Genomic DNA, 17,279 nt, shown 5'->3' with positions numbered 1-17,279 from the left:
TCGAGTTCCGTCAAATCGCAGATTGGATCATCGAAGTTGTCGATGGTCTGGCCGCCAATGGCGAAGAAGGCAATGCCGCAGTCGAAGCAAAGGTCAAAGCCGAAGTCGCTGAGCTTTGCGCCAAGTTTCCGATCTATCCGAACCTGTAATACGAAGGACCCAAATCATGAGTTTTCATAACATCGACCAAGCCCCTGCACGCCTGAACCGCAGCGAACTGGCCGTCCCAGGCAGCCAGCCCGGAATGTTCGAAAAGGCTGCACAATCAGATGTAGATGTGATCTTCCTCGACTTGGAAGACGCGGTTGCGCCTGACGAAAAAGAACAGGCCCGCAAGAACATCATCGAAGCCCTGAACGATATCGATTGGGGCAGCAAAACCATGTCGGTGCGGATCAACGGGCTGGATACACATTATATGTATCGCGACGTGGTGGACGTGGTCGAACAAGCTGGCGAACGCCTGGACCTCATCATGATCCCCAAGGTTGGCACAGCTTCTGACGTTTACGCGGTCGATATGCTGGTGACACAGATCGAGGACGCCAAAGGCTACAAGAAACGGATCGGGTTCGAACATATCATCGAAACTGCGCTTGGCATGCAGAATGTCGGCGAGATTGCGGCCGCCTCCAAACGCAACGAAAGTCTACATTTCGGGGTTGCCGACTATGCCGCGTCTACCCGTGCCCGGACCACAATCATCGGCGGTGTAAACCCCGATTATTCAGTTCTGACTGACCCGGATGCTGATGGAGGACGCATGACGCATTGGGGCGACATGTGGCACTATGCGCTGGCTCGCATGGTGGTCGCCGCGCGCGCCAACGGCCTGCGCCCGATCGACGGACCCTTTGGCGATTTTCAGGACCCAGACGGTTACAAAGCCGCGGCAAAACGGGCGGCAGTTCTGGGATGTGAAGGCAAATGGGCCATCCACCCCAGCCAGATTGCCCTGGCTAACGAGGTCATGTCACCCTCAGATGCCGAAGTCACCAAGGCACAGCGAATTCTCGTCGCTATGGCCGAGGCTGAATCGGCGGGCAAAGGCGCCGTTTCTCTGGATGGTCGTCTGATCGACTATGCCTCAATCCGTCAGGCCGAAGTGCTGGTGGAAAAAGCCGGGCAGATTGCTGCAGCTTGATCGCATCATGACTGTGCAATCGACCGTATCGCTGCGCGACAGCGCCGCCGCCATCTTTGCCGAGGCCGTCGCAGCAGCAGATCCAGCGATGTCCCTGCGCCAACGGTTGCAATCAGACCCATTGCCATCACCAGAACAGAGCGGGCGCAGCATCCTGGTCGCAATTGGGAAGGCTGCCCCTGCCATGATGGAGGAGGCATTGCGGCATGTTCAGGGCGATCACGTCGCCCTGATTGTAACCCACAGCGACAACTGGAATGAAGTTCCCGGCGCGACGGTATTGACCAGCGGGCATCCCATCCCGGATGAACGCGGTTTGAAAGCAGGGCGACAGATCATCGCATTGCTCAGCGCAGCACGTAAGCAGGATCAGATCATTGCACTGATCTCTGGCGGGGCGTCAGCCTTGGTCCCCGCACCTGTTGATGGCTTAACTCTTTCGGACAAAATCGCGGTCAATGAGGTTTTGCTATCTTCCGGGCTGGACATCGTTCGGATGAACCTTGTGCGTCAGCACCTGAGTCAGCTCAAAGGCGGCGGGTTTTTGCGGCACGGTTCGCCTGCCCCGACCACAGCGTATATCCTGTCGGATGTCATAGGTGATGACATTCGGGCCGTAGCCAGCGGACCAACTGCCTTGCCAATCGGCAGCCACGCGGACGCCCGCAGGACCTGCATCGAGGCCGGGATTTGGCACCGGTTCCCAAAAGCCGCCCGCACCCACTTGGAGAAGAGTATTCCTGAACGTTCTATAGCTCTTGAGGCGACAAATAACCTGATTGGATCAAACACGATTAGTCTTGAAGCCGCGTTTCGCTGTGCGACGCAGATCTGTGGGGCTGAAATTGTGTCCGACGCTTTGATTGGAGACGTGTCCGATGCAGCCGAACAGATTTTTCAGGCAGCCATGTCTGCCAAATTTGACCAACCAACCGCCTTGCTGTTTGGTGGTGAAACGACTGTACGCCTGACAGGAACAGGTTGCGGCGGGCGCAATCAGGAATTGGCGCTGCGCGTCGCCCAATTGGCGCATGAGCGCACGATACCCGGCAACTGGGTTTTTCTTAGCGGCGGTACGGATGGCCGCGACGGCCCAACCCCTGCAGCTGGCGCGATAGTGGATGCAGGTACGATCGCCCGAATCCATGCGTCTGGACATGACCCTGCCTCCCTGTTGGCAAGCAACGATAGTCATAAGGCTTTGACGCTGTCGGGTGATCTTTTGATGACCGGAGCAACCGGTACCAATGTTGCCGACATTCAGGTATTGTTGCTTGGATCTAACGCGTGAAAGCGGGCGAAAAAAACGGCAGATCTTTAGATCCGTTATTAGCGATCTCTGGATTTCTAAGTGATCAATGGTGCAGAGGCGTCGTGACATATACTTCGGGTCAACAAAGAAATCCTGATGTTCGAATTTCGAGCTGAGCAAGTGGCGGAGTTTCAAACGCCAAAGACTGCGAGTTGGTGAAGTCGGATTATTGATGCGGAGCGATTAACTGCCGGAGCGCAATCAGGCTTCCGAATGCTCAAGCTGGTAGCATGAACCGCTGTAGTCGAGTTGTAGACCAATAGCCATGTTTGGCTCTTTCCCGCTTTTGGATTATGAAATAGTTGCGTTCAGTACGAACATTCAGACTTATTGACGACCACGAATTCAGATTCAGTGTAATCTCATTTGCTATCCGCAACGGCTTTATGACTGAGGTTAGGCACGCTATCGGAAAGCCGTAAAACCATTGGAATTCGATTTCTAGTATTTTTCTGTCAGCATGATTATTTTACTAACAGGAAAAATTGATGCTATGGTAGCCCGAACTGGACTGGGTAATGCAGCTTGTCTTCTTGCAGAGCCCGTTTGGACAAGTGTAGCAAGACGTTGAAAGAATGAAATTGAAAAATAACGACAAAGAAATGGCGACAAATCTGACACAGGACCCGCATTCCGTTCGCTCGGGTGGCAGAGAAAAAGTTCTTGAAGTTGCCATTGGTCGCGAGGTTCGTGCTTTTCGCAAACAGCAGAATACTACGGTTGCGGAATTGGCTCAGCTGACCGGATTGTCGATTGGTATGTTGTCCAAGATCGAAAACGGTAACACATCGCCTTCCTTAACGACTCTCCAATCGCTCGCTGATGCGCTTTCAGTTCCTCTGACAAGCTTTTTCAGACAATTTGAAGAGCGCCGCGAGGCGGTTCATACCAGAGCAGGCGAAGGCGTCGAGTTAGAGCGCGAAGGAACACGCGCCAACCATCAATATAATTTGTTGGGGCATATTGGTGCCAATGGTTCTGGCGTAATTGTAGAGCCTTACCTGATCACCCTGACCGTTGAATCCGACGTGTTCCCAACGTTTCAACATGGCGGAATCGAGACGATCTACATGCTTGAGGGCGAGGTAGATTACCGACACGGCGACAAGATATACCCCCTGAAACCGGGTGATACCTTGTTCTTTGACGCCGATGCGCCGCATGGACCTGAACGGTTGGTCAACCTGCCAGCACGCTACATTTCAGTGATCAGTTATCCGCAGACAAACTGATCGGCTTGCGTAACAAGAAATCCGTGGGTCTGTCATAGCCGACGTGGCTGCCGGTACCTACGATTGTAAACCCAAGCCTTGAAAACACGCGGTGGTTTTCAGTGAGTTCCACGCGCGTTTCCAGTTCCAACGCTGATAGACCAAGGTCTGCTGCACGACTTGCAGCGTGATCTACTAATGTGCGACAGATACCCTGCCCCCGCATTCCTTCCTTCACCGCCAGCTTTCCAAGGTACAAGGTGTTGGCTTTGGGCGTCAAAAACATGCACGCAATAAGCGGTCGGCCCATGGCCCAGATTTCACCGCCTTTCCGACAATGCGCCTGCATCCCGCCCACGGTCAGACTATGGATAGAAGACGGAGGGTCGATCCGGGCATCCATGTACTGAAATGACGCGCGGAGCAGCGCAAGCGCGTCATACAATGCGGCATCATCGCTCGGAATGAGCCAAAGTGTTTTGTCCGGTTCAGTCATAAAGCCAAAACACTTCGTAATGCTCGTTTATTTTGACAAAGGCGGTTCCGTTTCCAGATCCGGCCAGACTCCGGGGGAAGTCGGCAATCCATCATCAAACTGACTGAGGTAATTCAGCATCATTGGACGGTTGTCGATGAACCCTTTGTAAGTCGCCAGTTCAACCGGCAGATCACGTACAACGCGGTGCAGACGACGACCCCATTTTGGAACAGTCATCAGATCCTGAAAACTGCACAGATAGCAGCGGATCGGGAACACCAGCGCGTTGGACCGCGGCAGGCGGAAGAAGGTTTGCAACTCGACCCGAAGATGTTGTTTGTGGGCTATGTTTTCGGGCGTCAGTGTTGTCTTTTGGATGCCCCATTTGTGGTAGTTTTCCGGGCTGGTATCCAGCAGCGGGTTCACTGTCATGGTCCAGTTCAACCGGCGCGCCGGAGCGCCCTGTTGAATGTTCAACAGGAATTTCAGCGCCCGCTTGAAAATTCCCATCTCATGGGCTTTCGGAACTGGCGCATGCCATTCGAAAAAGTTCATTCCAATGTCGAAATCCAGGCTCCAGTCAGCCTGAGTGGTCACCATCCCGGCGTCCATCCACAACATCTCGTCCCGCTGATCCAGCACGGCGAAATCGCCCTGCGCCTGACGCGTGATGTACTCCATCGGACCGTACGGCAAGGTGGTTTCGTCCATGAAGGTGAAACTGTGATCAATGCCCAGCGGCTTGTTGATCCAACGCCACTGATTGCCGTTACGGTGCAATTCGAACAGGTCTGGATAGTCTTCGGACTTGCTGACCATGATCAGTTCGAGCAGGTCCCAACCTGCCAAAGCCATGTGCGGCAGTGACTGACAACGCAGAGGATCCTGATCCAGAACGATAGCCCGGTCTTTCATCTCGGATACATAGTGCTCGTCCACATCGAAACGCATCTCATAGACCGAGCCCTCGGGTCCACCCCGGTGCTGCTCCATGTTGACCGAATACATGTAACTGTCTTCGTGGAACGGGAACGGAAAGCGTTTGATCGCCCATTCCGAGTTGTGGAACGTATAGTCGTCGCGGAAGGACTCATCGTTGAATTGAATGGTCATGTTGGGCCTCCTCTTAGCGGTCCAGCACAAGGGACTTGCCCTCGAAACGCGATACGCAAGGCATGATTTTCTTGCCTGCGGCTTTTTCTTCGTCCGTCAACCAATGATCGCGATGAACGAAATTGCCGTCGTGATCCAGCACAACTGTTTCGCATTGGCCACAGGCCCCGCCACGGCACAGATAGGGCGCATCCACGCCTTCGCGTTCGATGGCTTCCAGTAGGCTTTCGTTCTCACCCACATGAATGACTTTGTCCGATGTCGCCAAGCGCACTTCGAACGGTCTTCCGGGCTGAGGGGCCAGAAACTCTTCATAATGCACGCAATCCTCGGGCCAACCTTCGGCGGCAGCCGTGTTGCGTACCCAGTCGATCATGCCCTTGGGACCGCAGACATAGACATGCGTGCCTAAGGGCTGCCCGCTTAGCAGGTTTTTCAGATCGATCTGCTGATTTTGGTCGTCATAGTACAGATGTGTTTCGTTTGGATGCCTGTCTGTCAGTTGATCGGCATAAGATGCTAACGCATTGTTACGGCACGCATAATGCAGTTCCCAATGGCCGTGCAGAAGTTCTAGCTGTTTGATCTGCGCCAGAAACGGGGTGATCCCGATGCCACCGGCCAAAAACAGGTGTTTGCGGGCCCGCAGATCAAGCGAGAACAGGTTGACCGGGTAGCTGATGGTCATCTCGTCGCCCAGTTTGACCTGACGGTGCATGAACAACGAACCACCCCTGCCCTGATCGTCGCGCCGGACCGAGATGGTATAGGACGACTGATCGAACGGGTCGGACATCAGGGAATAAGGGTTAAGCCGCGTGATGCCACCATCCTGCATCTCGACGACGGTATGTGCGCCGCCCGAAAAGGTTGGCAACTGTCTGCCGTCAACGCGCTCAAACCGGAAGCGCGTCACCAATTCGTTCAGCGGGGTAATTTCGGTCACTTTGACCTGAATTTTTTCGGCACCACTCATTCGTAAATCCCCTTCGGCTCGGGCACGTTGCCATGGTCCTCGGCATCAACTCGGACGCCTTGATAGGCGGCAAGGCGGCGGGAATAGTGGTCGCGCACAAACAGGTTGAGACCACAGTGCGAACAAACAAACGGATCGACCTCGACATCTTCGGTGACACCTTTGCAATGTACACATTGCATCCGGCGTGCAACAGAACCGCGATGTTCAGTTTGAATCGCAGTATGTGGCAGGCCGACGGCCATCACTTCGTTCATGGCCCGACCCATCATGCCTTCGGTGCCGGTCAGATAGACTTGTAACCCCATATGCGCGTCCTCGAGAACGCGACGAATACGATGCAGCGCGGCCGCATAGGACGGACCTTCGTAGAATTGTGCGGGGTTTAGCGCGTGTAGCCTTTCCGAAAAATCTGTGCCTTTCGGTATGTAGATCAGATGGGTTTTAGCCATCAGATCGGGTGTCGCTATGTCAATTACTGCTTCGGCCCCTTCGGCCTCGGCGATCATAAGATGATGTTCACCTGAGCGAACCTCTAGCGTGCCCCAGATCGGGCGGCTTGCGATTGACTTGGGAAATTCGAACTTTGACATTGTGCCCTCAAAAAAGAAAAGAGCGCCACGATTTTATCGTCGCGCCCCCTGAGTATCAGCCCTTTGCGGTTCGGATGGCCTTGTCCCTGTCGTAGAACGGCATCTCTTCAGCTGTAGCCGCAATCTCGGTTCCGTCGCTATTGCGGACCGTCAGCTTTGTGCCCGGCGACGCGCAGTCAACTGGCATCCGTGCGATACCCACATTGTGCCCATTGATTTCGGAATTCATGCCAAAGGTGACAACACCGACCTTTTCACCGTTCTGCAGCAGGTCAGCACCCTCATCCGCCGGGGTGGTGCCATCCAGTTTGACACCATAGATCTTGAACCGCTCTTTGCCTTGCGAGGCATAGTGGTTCTCGGCGCCGATAAAACCAGTTTTGCCCGGTGAGACCGTGAATTCCAGGCCCAGTTCCCAAAGCGTATCGCCGCATGTTTCGTCGTCGAACGGATAAGTTTCTGAGTTGTCGCCGGGATAGAACAACAGGTAGCTTTCGGTGCGCAGCAAATCGAGCGTCGAGAACTGGACTGGAACAATACCCATGTCCTTGCCTTCGGCCAGGATGCTGTCCCACAGATGCACGGCATGCTTGGCCTGACAGAAAATTTCATACCCACGCTCACCGGTGTAGCCGGTCCGCGAAATCATCACCGGGCAACCGAACAATTTGGTTTGCATGATCCCGAAATAGGCAAGATCGCGAATACCCGGCACATAGTTGGCCAGAAAATCAACTGCTACCGGGCCTTGCAACGACATGTCGTGCAAATCATCGTCAAAAATAACCGAACAATTCTTACCTGCGGCCACCGATGTCAGCTGTTCCATCCCCGTTCCGGTGCCGTGCACGACAAGCCACGTGTTCACTGACAGGCGATAGATGATGCAATCGTCGACAAATTTGCCCTCGGCATTCAGAATCGACGCATAGGTCGACCGGCCCGGCATGATTTTCTCCACATTCCGCGTGGTGACGCGGTCAATGACATAAGCCGCATCTTCGCCGACCACATGAACCTTTTTCAGACCCGACACATCCATCAGACCCGCCTTGGTGCGGATGGCTTCGTAGTCCGCTTTGGCGCGTTCCGGGCTATGGTCATAGAACCATGCGGTTCCCATACCGTTCCAGTCCTCAAGCTCGCCGCCGATCTCGGCATGGCGCTGCGCAAGGGCGGACGTCCTCCAAAGAATGGCCATTGTTCAGCTCTCCCGTTGATTGCTTTTTTGTTGGCCATATTGAGGCCGATGTCAGATTGAAAATCAACACCCATGTGCAGATTTTTTTCCTACTGGGAATATTAGGCTGCAATTTGTGCACCCTAGTACAAATTATCGAGAACGGTAAAAGTGGTTATTTATCAATGTTATGGGTTGTATTTTGACGGGTCTGAAAGTGCATGAACCAAATGCCTAAAAGATGTTTGCCCCACATATCTATTGACAGGTCGCCAATGAAATTGTCCCCTGAGTAGATAATTATTCCCAGCAGGAAATTCTTCGCAGAAAGATCTCCTGCTGCAACAACAGGGAGACTACGAAGTGGATGGTAATCTAAATGCACTAACGACGGTCTTTACCGAGTTCTACTACTGGGTAACGGTCGTTTTCATGTTCCTCATCCATGTGGGCTTTTGCATGTACGAGGTCGGTGCTAGCCGTGCCCGTAACCATATGCACACATTGATGAAAAACATCATGATCATCCCGCTGGTGACGGTCACGTTCTTCTTCTTCGGCTGGTGGATTTACTGGGCCTTTCCGAACTTTCCGTTCTGGGGCGGTTTAGATACCGAAGCGGGCGCTGCAAATCTGCCATGGGCCGACACCATGGCGACCAATCTGGGCGACAGAATCACCGGCGTCTTCTGGGCGGCGTTCCTGCTGTTCTCGTGGACAGCAGCCTCGATTGTATCTGGCTCTGTGATCGAGCGGATTAGATCTTCGGCCTTGTGGGTCCATGCCGTGATGATTGGTTCAGTCTGGTGGATCATCGACGCAGCGTGGGGTTGGCACTACGGCGGTTGGATGGTGCGCGTTCTTGGGTACCACGATGCTTATGCTTCCGGGGTTATTCACGCAATCGCAGGCGGCTATGCACTTGGGGTGATCATGGTTCTGGGTCCTCGCCTAGGCAAATTTGCCAAAGATGGTACGCCGCGGGATATTCCGCCGCATAACCCATGGTTGCTGACCATCGGGATATTCCTGATCTACACAGGTTTCTGGGGATTCTATGCCGCATGTAATGTCCCGGCGATATCTCCGGAGGCAATCGACGGTCAGATAACGGGTGTCACGTGGACCGCGACCAATATCTATCTGGCTCCGACTACGCTTTCCGCGATTACCTTCAACTTCCTGATGTCTCTGTCTGGCGGGTTGATGGCAGCGTATGTCATTTCCAAAGGTGACGCCTTTTGGACGTTCTCGGGCGGTTTGGCCGGTATTATCACCGCATCTGCCGGTAACGATCTTTATCACCCGGTGCAGGCAATGATCATCGCCGCGATCGGTGTCGTGATCGTGTACAAGCTGCACTATTGGGTCGAGCGTCGGTTCAAGCTGGATGATGCCGTTGGTGCCGTTGCCGTGCATGGCTATGCAGGGTTCGTTGGCCTGGTGATTTCCGGCTTTGTCCTGTGGGGAGTTCCTTCATCGCCATACGAAGGCTATGCAACGATCAACCCGGTCGGCCAGATCACCGGCGCGGTCATCATGTTCTTTGTTCTTGGCTTCTTGCCTGGTTGGATTCTTGCGAAAATCCAATCGGCCGCAGGTGTGCTTCGAATTCCGGAAGAAGTCGAACTTCAGGGCCTCGATTACGCTGAACACCATGCCTATGAAGACGCCAAAGCCGCGATCATTGCAGCCGACAAAGAAGAACTGGCTGCCCGTGGCGTACCAGCTGAGTAAGGGAGAAAAAGAATGTCTACAAATGGATATACAAGCTGGGCTGTTGATCTGGCCGAGGTCGGACCGATCTATCCCTTCCAAGGTTACGAAGTCCTTATGGTCATCGTGGGCGTCGTATTCTGGATAGGTTGGCATCGCATCCAATTTGTCCGAGAAGGTGAACACCTCGAGAAGGCCCGCCACACTGGCGACGAAGAAAAAGTGAAAGCACAGCTGGAACGATACTGATCCAGCTTTGAAAGCTGGCAATGGGCATAAATCTAAATTCTTGCCCATTGCCTCTCAGGAAAATTTATTTCCTATGATTATTGATGTCCGTTTGAATTGTTGGTACCGTAGAATCATAACGAAACACACAAGGAGATCTGCCAGCCATGTGCGGAATTGTTGGATTATTCCTCAAAGACCAGTCTCTTGCGTCCCAACTGGGCAATATGCTGACAGACATGCTGATCACGATGACGGATCGCGGGCCCGACAGCGCGGGGATAGCGATTTATGGCGAGGAATCAGGTGGTAAGACCAAGGTGACACTGCAATCGCCCAATCCCAAGGACGACTTTGCCAGTCTAGCCGAAGAGCTGGGGCAGCACTTGGGCGTGGTGGTAAGCCAGACTGATAATGACACGCACACAGTTCTGGACATTCCAGCAGGGCAGTTTGAAGCAGCACGGGCTGCGTTGGCGGAAATCCGGCCTTCAGTCCGGGTCATGAGCCGGGGCGAGATGCTGGAGATTTACAAAGAGGTGGGCCTGCCCAAGGACGTGGCCGCGCGCTTTGACATAAGCAGTATGAGCGGCACACACGGCATTGGCCACACTCGCATGGCTACAGAGTCTGCCGTGACGACGATGGGCGCGCACCCATTCAACACTGGGCCAGATCAGTGTCTGGTTCATAACGGCTCGCTGTCGAACCACAATTCATTGCGCCGCAAACTGCGCCGTGAAGGTGTAGTGATCCAAACCGAGAATGATACCGAGGTTGGAGCCGCCTATCTGACCTGGAAGATGATGAACGGGGCCACCTTGGGTGAGGCGCTGGAAAGCAGCCTTGAGGATCTGGATGGCTTCTTCACCTTTGTCGTCGGCACCAAGGATGGGTTCGGCGTGGTCCGCGATCCGATCGCCTGTAAGCCTGCGGTGATGGCCGAAACCGATCAATACGTGGCCTTTGGCAGCGAATATCGGGCGCTGGTGAACCTGCCGGGAATCGACGAGGCCCGCGTCTGGGAGCCGGAGCCAGCAACGGTTTACTTCTGGTCCCACAATGACAGCCCCACGACCAACGAAAAGGCCGCATGATATGCAAACCTATGATCTTGAAGCAGATGGCCTGCGTGGGTTGAACGCCACCCTGCAGTCGCAATCTACCGAGACTAACCAGACCAATTGGGAAGTCGTGAACCCCAAAGGCAGCCACGCCATTGCCGTTGGGCTGGATGCGCCCATCGAAGTTACGGTCAAGGGCTCAACTGGCTATTACTGCGCGGGAATGAACCAGCAGGCGACGGTCAAGGTTGAAGGCTCCGTCGGGCCCGGCGTGGCCGAAAACATGATGTCCGGTCAGGTCGTTGTCGAAGGCGACGCCAGCCAATATGCTGGCGCCACCGGCCATGGCGGTCTGCTGGTCATCAAGGGCAACGCAAGTTCGCGCTGCGGCATCTCGATGAAAGGCATCGACATCGTGGTGCATGGTAATATCGGTCATATGTCGGCCTTCATGGCGCAGGCCGGTAATCTTGTGGTCTGCGGTGATGCAGGCGACGCACTAGGAGACTCGCTTTACGAGGCGCAGCTGTTTGTGCGCGGCTCGGTCAAGAGCCTGGGCGCCGATTGCATCGAGAAAGAGATGCGCCCCGAGCATCTGGATATCTTGAAGGACCTGCTGGACCGCGCAGGCGCGGATGCCAGCCCCGAAGAATTCAAACGCTACGGCTCCGCCCGTCAGCTTTATAACTTCGACGTCGACAACGCCGCTGCTTACTGAGGAAGAAGGGTATGAAAGACATGGACGATCAGATCCCCCGCACCCTGCCGATTCAGTCGGCGACATTCACCAATCCGATCAATGCGGAAATCCGCCGCGCTGCGGCCACCGGTATTTATGATATCCGCGGCGGAGGAGCCAAACGCAAGGTACCGCATTTCGATGATCTGTTGTTTCTGGGCGCCAGCATCAGTCGCTATCCGCTCGAAGGTTACCGCGAGCGCTGCGACACCTCGGTAACGTTGGGCACGCGCTTTGCAAAAAAGCCGATTGAACTGGACATTCCGATCACCATTGCGGGTATGAGCTTTGGCGCCCTGTCCGGCCCTGCGAAAGAGGCCCTTGGCCGCGGCGCATCAGCGGCGGGCACGTCGACCACCACCGGCGACGGCGGCATGACGCCCGAGGAACGCGGCCATTCCAGCAAACTGGTCTATCAGTATCTGCCCTCGCGCTATGGGATGAATCCCGATGATCTGCGCAAGGCCGACGCGATTGAGGTCGTTGTTGGTCAGGGCGCAAAACCCGGCGGTGGTGGCATGTTGCTGGGTCAAAAGATCAGCGACCGCGTCGCGGATATGCGAACCCTACCCAAAGGCATCGACCAGCGCTCGGCCTGTCGCCATCCCGACTGGACCGGCCCAGATGATCTGGAAATCAAGATCCTCGAACTGCGCGAGATTACCGGCTGGCAGGTGCCCATCTATGTCAAGGTTGGCGCGACGCGCCCCTATTATGACACCGCGCTGGCGGTAAAGGCAGGGGCCGATGTGGTGGTGATGGACGGCATGCAAGGCGGCACTGCCGCGACGCAGGACGTGTTCATCGAGCATGTAGGTCTACCGACGCTGTCCTGCATTCGCCCTGCCGTGCAGGCGCTGCAGGATCTGGGCGTGCATCGCGAGGTGCAACTGGTGATCTCGGGCGGCATCCGCACCGGGGCCGATGTGGCAAAGGCAATGGCCCTCGGCGCCGACGCAGTGGCCATTGGCACCGCCGCGCTGGTGGCGCTTGGCGACAACGACCCGAAATGGGAATCCGAGTACCAAAAGTTGGGCACCACCACCGGGGCCTATGACGACTGGCACGAAGGCCAGGACCCCGCAGGTATCACCACACAGGATCCCGACTTGGCGGCCCGTCTGAACCCGGTCGAGGCTGGACGCCGTCTGCGAAACTATCTCAAGGTGATGACGCTTGAAGCGCAGACCATCGCTCGGGCCTGTGGTCATAATCACCTCCACAACCTTGAACCCGAGGATTTGTGTGCTCTGACGATGGAGGCCGCCGCAATGGCGCGTGTCCCGTTGGCCGGGACAAGCTGGTACCCAGGCAAGGAAGGGTTCTGAACTGATACTGCGCGGCTCCTTAACGGGGGCCGCGTTTTTGCTTTGGAAATTAAAAATTCAACAGGGAAAGGAAAGCCATCGTGACGACAGATCTCGCAGCTTTCGCAAAAGAAAAAGGCGTCAAATACTTCATGATCTCGTTCACCGACCTGTTCGGTGGGCAGCGGGCCAAGCTGGTGCCCGCGCAGGCGATTGCCGAGATGCAGGAAGACGGCGCGGGTTTTGCCGGGTTCGCCACTTGGCTGGATATGACCCCCGCGCATCCTGACATGCTGGCGGTGCCGGACCCGTCATCGGTTATTCAGCTACCATGGAAGCCTGAAGTCGCCTGGGTTGCAGGCAACTGCGTCATGGAAGGCAAGGATGTCGCCCAAGCCCCACGAAATGTGCTGCGCCGCTTGATTAGCGAGGCCGCCGAGATGGGTATGCATGTCAAAACCGGAATCGAGGCAGAGTTCTTCCTATTGACCCCCGATGGTGAGCAGATCAGTGATCCATTCGATACCGCCGAAAAGCCCTGCTATGACCAGCAGGCGGTGATGCGCCGCTATGACGTGGTGCGTGAGATCTGCGATTATATGCTGGAACTCGGTTGGGGGCCCTATCAGAACGACCACGAAGACGCCAATGGCCAGTTCGAAATGAACTGGGAGTTCGATGACGTTCTGAAAACCGCCGACAAGCACTCGTTCTTCAAGTTCATGACCAAGTCAGTGGCCGAAAAGCATGGGCTGCGGGCCACCTTTATGCCCAAGCCAGTCGAAGGGTTGACCGGCAATGGCTGCCATGCTCATATCTCGGTCTGGGATGCACCCGGAGCAGACGCCAAAACCAACGTCTTTGCCGGCGAAGGCGACGGTCCGACCGGCGAGGTGGGACTTGGCGAACAGGGCAAGTACTTCCTTGGCGGCATCATGAAACATGCAAGCGCGCTTGCGGCGATCACCAACCCGACAGTGAACAGTTACAAGCGCATCAACGCTCCGCGTACAATGTCGGGCGCGACCTGGGCCCCCAATACCGTGACATGGACCGGCAACAACCGCACACACATGGTCCGGGTGCCCGGTCCAGGCCGGTTTGAGCTGCGCCTGGCCGACGGGGCCACCAACCCCTATCTGCTGCAGGCGGTCATTATCGCCGCAGGTCTGTCCGGCATCCGCTCCAAGGCCGATCCGGGACGTCGCTGGGACATAGATATGTATGCCGAAGGCCATACCGTCACTGACGCCCCCAAACTACCGCTGAACATGCTCGACGGGTTGCGCGAATATGACAACGATACCGAGCTGAAAGCCATGATGGGTCAGGAATTCTCAAGCGCATTCCTCAAAATGAAACACCAGGAATGGAATTCCTTCGTCAGCCATTTCTCACGCTGGGAAAAAGACCACACGCTCGACATCTAAACAAATCAGGGGCTGCAGTCATCCTGCTGCCCCACCCCTTCGGTTAAGCGGAGACCCGCACCTCGTGAACATACTGATTTTCCAGCATACGCCGGGCGAAAACCCCGGAGCGTTTCTGGAGCACATTTCGTCATGCGGTGATACGGCCGTTATTGTGCATTTCTATGATGGTCAACCGATCCCGCAGCTTGACGAATTTGATTTGCTTCTTGTTCTGGGCGGTCCGATGGACGTCTGGGAAATCGAAGCACATCCGTGGCTTGTGCGTGAAAAGCAAGCAATCAGAACCTGGGTTCAAGAGCTCAAACGTCCTTACTTTGGTATTTGTCTTGGCCACCAACTTTTGGTTGACGCGCTGGGTGGGAAATGCGCACGCATGCAAAAGCCCGAGATCGGCGTGCATTCCATCAATCTGACTGGTAATATGCGGGGCGATCCGCTGTTCGAGCCCTTGCCTCATCAGTTCCGGGTGCTTCAATGGCATGGAGTTGAAGCTGTTGATCTGCCAGCCGACTCTTCAATTATGGCACAATCTGATGCCTGTGCTGTTCAGGCCTTGCGGGTTTCAGACTGTGCGTGGGGCGTACAATTCCACCCCGAGCTCGTTCAGGGTACAATCCAATCGTGGATGAACGATCCCGCCAACCATCAATGCGCTGTTGATTGGCTAGGTTCCGCAGATGCTGCGTGGGAAATGGTCTCTGACAGTGACCAAATAGTTGAAGAACAATTCAGGATAACATCCAGCTTATATAACAGATTGCGACAGATCTGATCACACGCGATCAACCGGGAACTTCAAGGTTCTTTTCGCTATCTGCTTCAACTCTCCAATCGGGGACATCATTGACAAGCATTAGCGCAGCGCGGCGCAATGTTGCGCGCATTTTGCCCACCACTGAACCGTCCATTTCGCAATCTGCCAGCGCGGCGTCAAAAGTTTCCAGCCAAAGCTCGGCATCCGCTTCACGTATCGGCACATGCGCGTGTATTTCTCGCAAGCCCATATGACCAAATCGCTCACGATAATAAGCACGACCGCCCAAAAACCCGCTCAGGAATTCGAACTGCGCCTGTCTTGTATGAGATAATCCATGACCGCGAAAATGTAGTCTGTGCAGCGAATGCACCGCAGGGTCGGTCTCCATTCGGTCGTAGAAACGTTCGACAAGAGTCCGCAGCTTTTCTTCGCCACCGAGTTGATCCAAAGCCGATGACATAGGTCTCTTCTCCGAGTTGCCACTGTCAATAATTATTGCATACCAGGAAAATAAGTTTATCACCAGTGACATGTTGGCGCGGTTGATATCGAGAGAAGGATACGAAATTTCCTGGCATTCCCAGTTACGCGAGGCGACCGGATGAGCGCCCTTGCTCTGGGTCTGCTGGCAGCGTTGTGCTGGGGTTTTCACGATCTTGCTGTGAGATATATCAGTCAGTCCGTGAGCGTCATTGCCGCATTGATGGCCGTACTGGTTGCCGGGGCGCTGCTACAGTTCGGTCTTGTGGCAATATGGGCTGGATTCGCCCCCATGTCCGCCAAAGCAGTATCCTACGCAGTTGTAGCAGGCGGCTTTTATTTGCTGGCTGGCCTCAGTATGTATGCTGCATTTCAACGCGGGCCTGTACGTCTCGTCGCTCCGCTTGTCGCTAGCTATCCGGTCTTGTCTGTCACACTTGCGATATGGCGTGGTTCCGAGGTCAGCATCTGGCAATGGCTGGCGATCATTGCCATTGGCGTCGGCGTGTCCATTGTATCGACGCAATCCGACGACGGTACGGAATACCCTGCCACCGGGCCGACGATTGCCTTTTCTATACTCGCTGCAATTGGGTTCGCTGCAACATTCGCTTTGGGTCAGTACGCAGCCGAACTGGGCGACGAGTTCATTGTTTCACTGATTGGCCGTCTGACCGCTATCCCTGTGCTGGCGGCAATCGCCATTGCATCTCGCAAGTCGCTTTGGCCGGGCGCACGAGCCCTGCCCCTATTGTGCCTGATGGGTGCGCTCGATGCGGTGGCAATTCTGTGCGTCGTGTCTGCCGGTGGGTTGCCTAATGCCCAATACGCGTCCGTTGCAGCCTCGATCTTCGGGTTGTTGACTGTTGTTTTGGCTTGGGCAATTTTGCGAGAGGAAATGGCTTTCTTTCAATGGCTTGGATGCATTATCGCTTTTACGGGGATCGGCTATCTCGCGATCTGAGCATCTGCGTTATCCAACGCATTCCTTTGGGTCTGATGGGCAGCAATCGCACTGTTTAATACGCAATCAACTTCGCCCGGACGAACGGGTCCGGGATAGTGCCATGCACCGGGGCGAATGAGGTCTTTGTGCCTCTGTAACTCACTTCGCAAGTTGAGTACGTCAATATGCGCAGGCGCATCAGCTAAAAGCAGGACAGCATAGACATCCACCGACTCGTTTAGTTGTTTGATCTGAGTTCGACATTCGTCCTGCGACATTTCTTTGCCCCAGAGCTGCTGATCCAGTGCCATGTCTATTTGTGCCGCGCGGGCTATCAAAGCGCGGACGCGTGCAACATTCGTCGGAGAGTGGCCAATTGACACTATCACCATACGCATGGCGCGGCCCGCCAATCGCCAATATTGTAGCACTTTGGAACTGGCCGACTTGCCATCGCCTGCGTGACGAGCGGCAGCAAATCTCACGCTGTCAGGCCTTCGGGCTCTGGCAAGCCATTCGCCCGGCACGCGGCGGTCAGCGTATTGGCCAGCAGGCAGGCGATCGTCATCGGGCCTACGCCACCGGGTACCGGAGTGATTGCA

General features: G+C 55.2%; 18 protein-coding genes and 2 pseudogenes. 12 read left to right on the top strand and 8 right to left on the bottom strand.

What is annotated here, in order from left to right; genetic code table 11:
* From glyA to ACR0JR_RS21955, 4 genes and pseudogenes are all read left to right on the top strand, one after another.
* Positions 1 to 149, top strand: a pseudogene (gene glyA / locus ACR0JR_RS21970) (serine hydroxymethyltransferase); the annotation flags it as partial.
* A 17-nt stretch (positions 150 to 166) separates the two neighbouring features.
* A complete protein-coding gene (locus ACR0JR_RS21965) occupies positions 167 to 1,144 on the top strand; it encodes an HpcH/HpaI aldolase/citrate lyase family protein (RefSeq protein ID WP_010437801.1) in 978 nt (325 codons plus the stop codon).
* Positions 1,145 to 1,151: 7 nt separating this feature from the next.
* Entirely contained in the window at positions 1,152 to 2,435 is a 1,284-nt protein-coding gene (locus ACR0JR_RS21960; protein WP_480458157.1) for a glycerate kinase type-2 family protein, read from the top strand.
* A 596-nt stretch (positions 2,436 to 3,031) separates the two neighbouring features.
* The gene (locus ACR0JR_RS21955; RefSeq protein ID WP_480458155.1) at positions 3,032 to 3,688 is read left to right on the top strand and encodes a helix-turn-helix domain-containing protein; all 657 of its coding nucleotides are present in this window, start codon (positions 3,032 to 3,034) and stop codon (positions 3,686 to 3,688) included.
* Here ACR0JR_RS21955 and ACR0JR_RS21950 read toward each other — a convergent pair.
* The 5 genes from ACR0JR_RS21950 to ACR0JR_RS21930 are packed head-to-tail and all read right to left on the bottom strand — an operon-like array spanning position 3,666 to position 8,028.
* The gene (locus ACR0JR_RS21950) at positions 3,666 to 4,163 is read right to left on the bottom strand and encodes a GNAT family N-acetyltransferase (RefSeq protein ID WP_480458153.1); all 498 of its coding nucleotides are present in this window, start codon (positions 4,161 to 4,163) and stop codon (positions 3,666 to 3,668) included. The genes ACR0JR_RS21955 and ACR0JR_RS21950 overlap by 23 nt on opposite strands.
* Before the next feature lie 27 nt (positions 4,164 to 4,190).
* Positions 4,191 to 5,258 (bottom strand): heme-dependent oxidative N-demethylase family protein, encoded by a 1,068-nt coding sequence (locus tag ACR0JR_RS21945; RefSeq protein WP_480458152.1) that lies wholly within the window; start codon positions 5,256 to 5,258, stop codon positions 4,191 to 4,193.
* Positions 5,259 to 5,271: 13 nt separating this feature from the next.
* On the bottom strand, positions 5,272 to 6,234 hold the full coding sequence (locus ACR0JR_RS21940; RefSeq protein ID WP_480458150.1) for a PDR/VanB family oxidoreductase: 963 nt from the start codon (positions 6,232 to 6,234) through the stop codon (positions 5,272 to 5,274).
* Positions 6,231 to 6,827 carry a dimethylamine monooxygenase subunit DmmA family protein gene (locus ACR0JR_RS21935; protein ID WP_480458149.1) on the bottom strand — a complete coding sequence of 199 codons (597 nt, stop codon included), beginning with the start codon at positions 6,825 to 6,827 and terminating at the stop codon, positions 6,231 to 6,233. Before ACR0JR_RS21935 ends, ACR0JR_RS21940 begins: the two co-directional genes overlap by 4 nt.
* A 55-nt stretch (positions 6,828 to 6,882) precedes the next feature.
* On the bottom strand, positions 6,883 to 8,028 hold the full coding sequence (locus tag ACR0JR_RS21930) for an aminomethyl transferase family protein (protein WP_480458147.1): 1,146 nt from the start codon (positions 8,026 to 8,028) through the stop codon (positions 6,883 to 6,885).
* Between the two features lie 342 nt (positions 8,029 to 8,370).
* Here ACR0JR_RS21930 and ACR0JR_RS21925 point away from each other — a divergent pair, with 342 nt between their 5' ends.
* The 7 genes from ACR0JR_RS21925 to ACR0JR_RS21895 all read left to right on the top strand — a co-directional run bounded on the left by ACR0JR_RS21925 (position 8,371) and on the right by ACR0JR_RS21895 (position 15,266).
* On the top strand, positions 8,371 to 9,744 hold the full coding sequence (locus ACR0JR_RS21925; protein ID WP_010437788.1) for an ammonium transporter: 1,374 nt from the start codon (positions 8,371 to 8,373) through the stop codon (positions 9,742 to 9,744).
* Between the two features lie 12 nt (positions 9,745 to 9,756).
* A complete protein-coding gene (locus ACR0JR_RS21920; RefSeq protein ID WP_010437786.1) occupies positions 9,757 to 9,972 on the top strand; it encodes a hypothetical protein in 216 nt (71 codons plus the stop codon).
* A 146-nt stretch (positions 9,973 to 10,118) separates the two neighbouring features.
* Positions 10,119 to 11,048: a class II glutamine amidotransferase gene (locus ACR0JR_RS21915; RefSeq protein WP_480458146.1), complete on the top strand. Its 930-nt coding sequence runs from the start codon at positions 10,119 to 10,121 to the stop codon at positions 11,046 to 11,048.
* Between the two features lies 1 nt (position 11,049).
* The gene (locus ACR0JR_RS21910) at positions 11,050 to 11,733 is read left to right on the top strand and encodes a GltB/FmdC/FwdC-like GXGXG domain-containing protein (RefSeq protein WP_170474697.1); all 684 of its coding nucleotides are present in this window, start codon (positions 11,050 to 11,052) and stop codon (positions 11,731 to 11,733) included.
* Positions 11,734 to 11,753: 20 nt separating this feature from the next.
* Positions 11,754 to 13,082: an FMN-binding glutamate synthase family protein gene (locus ACR0JR_RS21905; RefSeq protein WP_480458158.1), complete on the top strand. Its 1,329-nt coding sequence runs from the start codon at positions 11,754 to 11,756 to the stop codon at positions 13,080 to 13,082.
* An 80-nt stretch (positions 13,083 to 13,162) separates the two neighbouring features.
* Positions 13,163 to 14,491 (top strand): type III glutamate--ammonia ligase, encoded by a 1,329-nt coding sequence (glnT, locus tag ACR0JR_RS21900; RefSeq protein ID WP_170474700.1) that lies wholly within the window; start codon positions 13,163 to 13,165, stop codon positions 14,489 to 14,491.
* Positions 14,492 to 14,555: 64 nt separating this feature from the next.
* The gene (locus tag ACR0JR_RS21895) at positions 14,556 to 15,266 is read left to right on the top strand and encodes a type 1 glutamine amidotransferase (RefSeq protein ID WP_480458145.1); all 711 of its coding nucleotides are present in this window, start codon (positions 14,556 to 14,558) and stop codon (positions 15,264 to 15,266) included.
* Between the two features lie 10 nt (positions 15,267 to 15,276).
* On the opposite strand, the gene ACR0JR_RS21890 is transcribed toward ACR0JR_RS21895, so the two are convergent.
* Positions 15,277 to 15,711, bottom strand: coding sequence for a group II truncated hemoglobin (locus ACR0JR_RS21890; protein ID WP_480458144.1), 435 nt, complete (start codon positions 15,709 to 15,711; stop codon positions 15,277 to 15,279).
* A 141-nt stretch (positions 15,712 to 15,852) separates the two neighbouring features.
* On the opposite strand from ACR0JR_RS21890, the gene ACR0JR_RS21885 reads away from it, so the two are divergent.
* Positions 15,853 to 16,695 (top strand): DMT family transporter, encoded by an 843-nt coding sequence (locus ACR0JR_RS21885; protein WP_170782222.1) that lies wholly within the window; start codon positions 15,853 to 15,855, stop codon positions 16,693 to 16,695.
* Here the strand turns inward: ACR0JR_RS21885 and ACR0JR_RS21880 are convergent.
* Together ACR0JR_RS21880 and ACR0JR_RS21875 are read right to left on the bottom strand one after the other, a co-directional pair.
* Complete coding sequence (locus ACR0JR_RS21880; RefSeq protein ID WP_480458143.1) at positions 16,680 to 17,162, bottom strand: hypothetical protein; 483 nt, start codon at positions 17,160 to 17,162, stop codon at positions 16,680 to 16,682. The genes ACR0JR_RS21885 and ACR0JR_RS21880 overlap by 16 nt on opposite strands.
* Positions 17,159 to 17,279 (bottom strand): annotated as a pseudogene (locus ACR0JR_RS21875) (bifunctional methylenetetrahydrofolate dehydrogenase/methenyltetrahydrofolate cyclohydrolase); the annotation flags it as partial. The pseudogene ACR0JR_RS21875 and the gene ACR0JR_RS21880, both read right to left, overlap by 4 nt.

The organism is Ruegeria sp. AA3 (assembly GCF_056542905.1).
Note: the sequence above shows the minus strand (reverse complement) of the source record. Positions and strands in the feature narration are given on the sequence as shown.

Coding starts and splice junctions, on each gene's coding strand:
- ACR0JR_RS21965 (WP_010437801.1), top strand. CDS start 167: ATGAGTTTTCATAACATCGACCAAGCCCCTGCACGCCTGAACCGCAGC.
- ACR0JR_RS21960 (WP_480458157.1), top strand. CDS start 1,152: ATGACTGTGCAATCGACCGTATCGCTGCGCGACAGCGCCGCCGCCATC.
- ACR0JR_RS21955 (WP_480458155.1), top strand. CDS start 3,032: ATGAAATTGAAAAATAACGACAAAGAAATGGCGACAAATCTGACACAG.
- ACR0JR_RS21950 (WP_480458153.1), bottom strand. CDS start 4,163: ATGACTGAACCGGACAAAACACTTTGGCTCATTCCGAGCGATGATGCC.
- ACR0JR_RS21945 (WP_480458152.1), bottom strand. CDS start 5,258: ATGACCATTCAATTCAACGATGAGTCCTTCCGCGACGACTATACGTTC.
- ACR0JR_RS21940 (WP_480458150.1), bottom strand. CDS start 6,234: ATGAGTGGTGCCGAAAAAATTCAGGTCAAAGTGACCGAAATTACCCCG.
- ACR0JR_RS21935 (WP_480458149.1), bottom strand. CDS start 6,827: ATGTCAAAGTTCGAATTTCCCAAGTCAATCGCAAGCCGCCCGATCTGG.
- ACR0JR_RS21930 (WP_480458147.1), bottom strand. CDS start 8,028: ATGGCCATTCTTTGGAGGACGTCCGCCCTTGCGCAGCGCCATGCCGAG.
- ACR0JR_RS21920 (WP_010437786.1), top strand. CDS start 9,757: ATGTCTACAAATGGATATACAAGCTGGGCTGTTGATCTGGCCGAGGTC.
- ACR0JR_RS21915 (WP_480458146.1), top strand. CDS start 10,119: ATGTGCGGAATTGTTGGATTATTCCTCAAAGACCAGTCTCTTGCGTCC.
- ACR0JR_RS21910 (WP_170474697.1), top strand. CDS start 11,050: ATGCAAACCTATGATCTTGAAGCAGATGGCCTGCGTGGGTTGAACGCC.
- ACR0JR_RS21905 (WP_480458158.1), top strand. CDS start 11,754: ATGGACGATCAGATCCCCCGCACCCTGCCGATTCAGTCGGCGACATTC.
- ACR0JR_RS21890 (WP_480458144.1), bottom strand. CDS start 15,711: ATGTCATCGGCTTTGGATCAACTCGGTGGCGAAGAAAAGCTGCGGACT.
- ACR0JR_RS21885 (WP_170782222.1), top strand. CDS start 15,853: ATGAGCGCCCTTGCTCTGGGTCTGCTGGCAGCGTTGTGCTGGGGTTTT.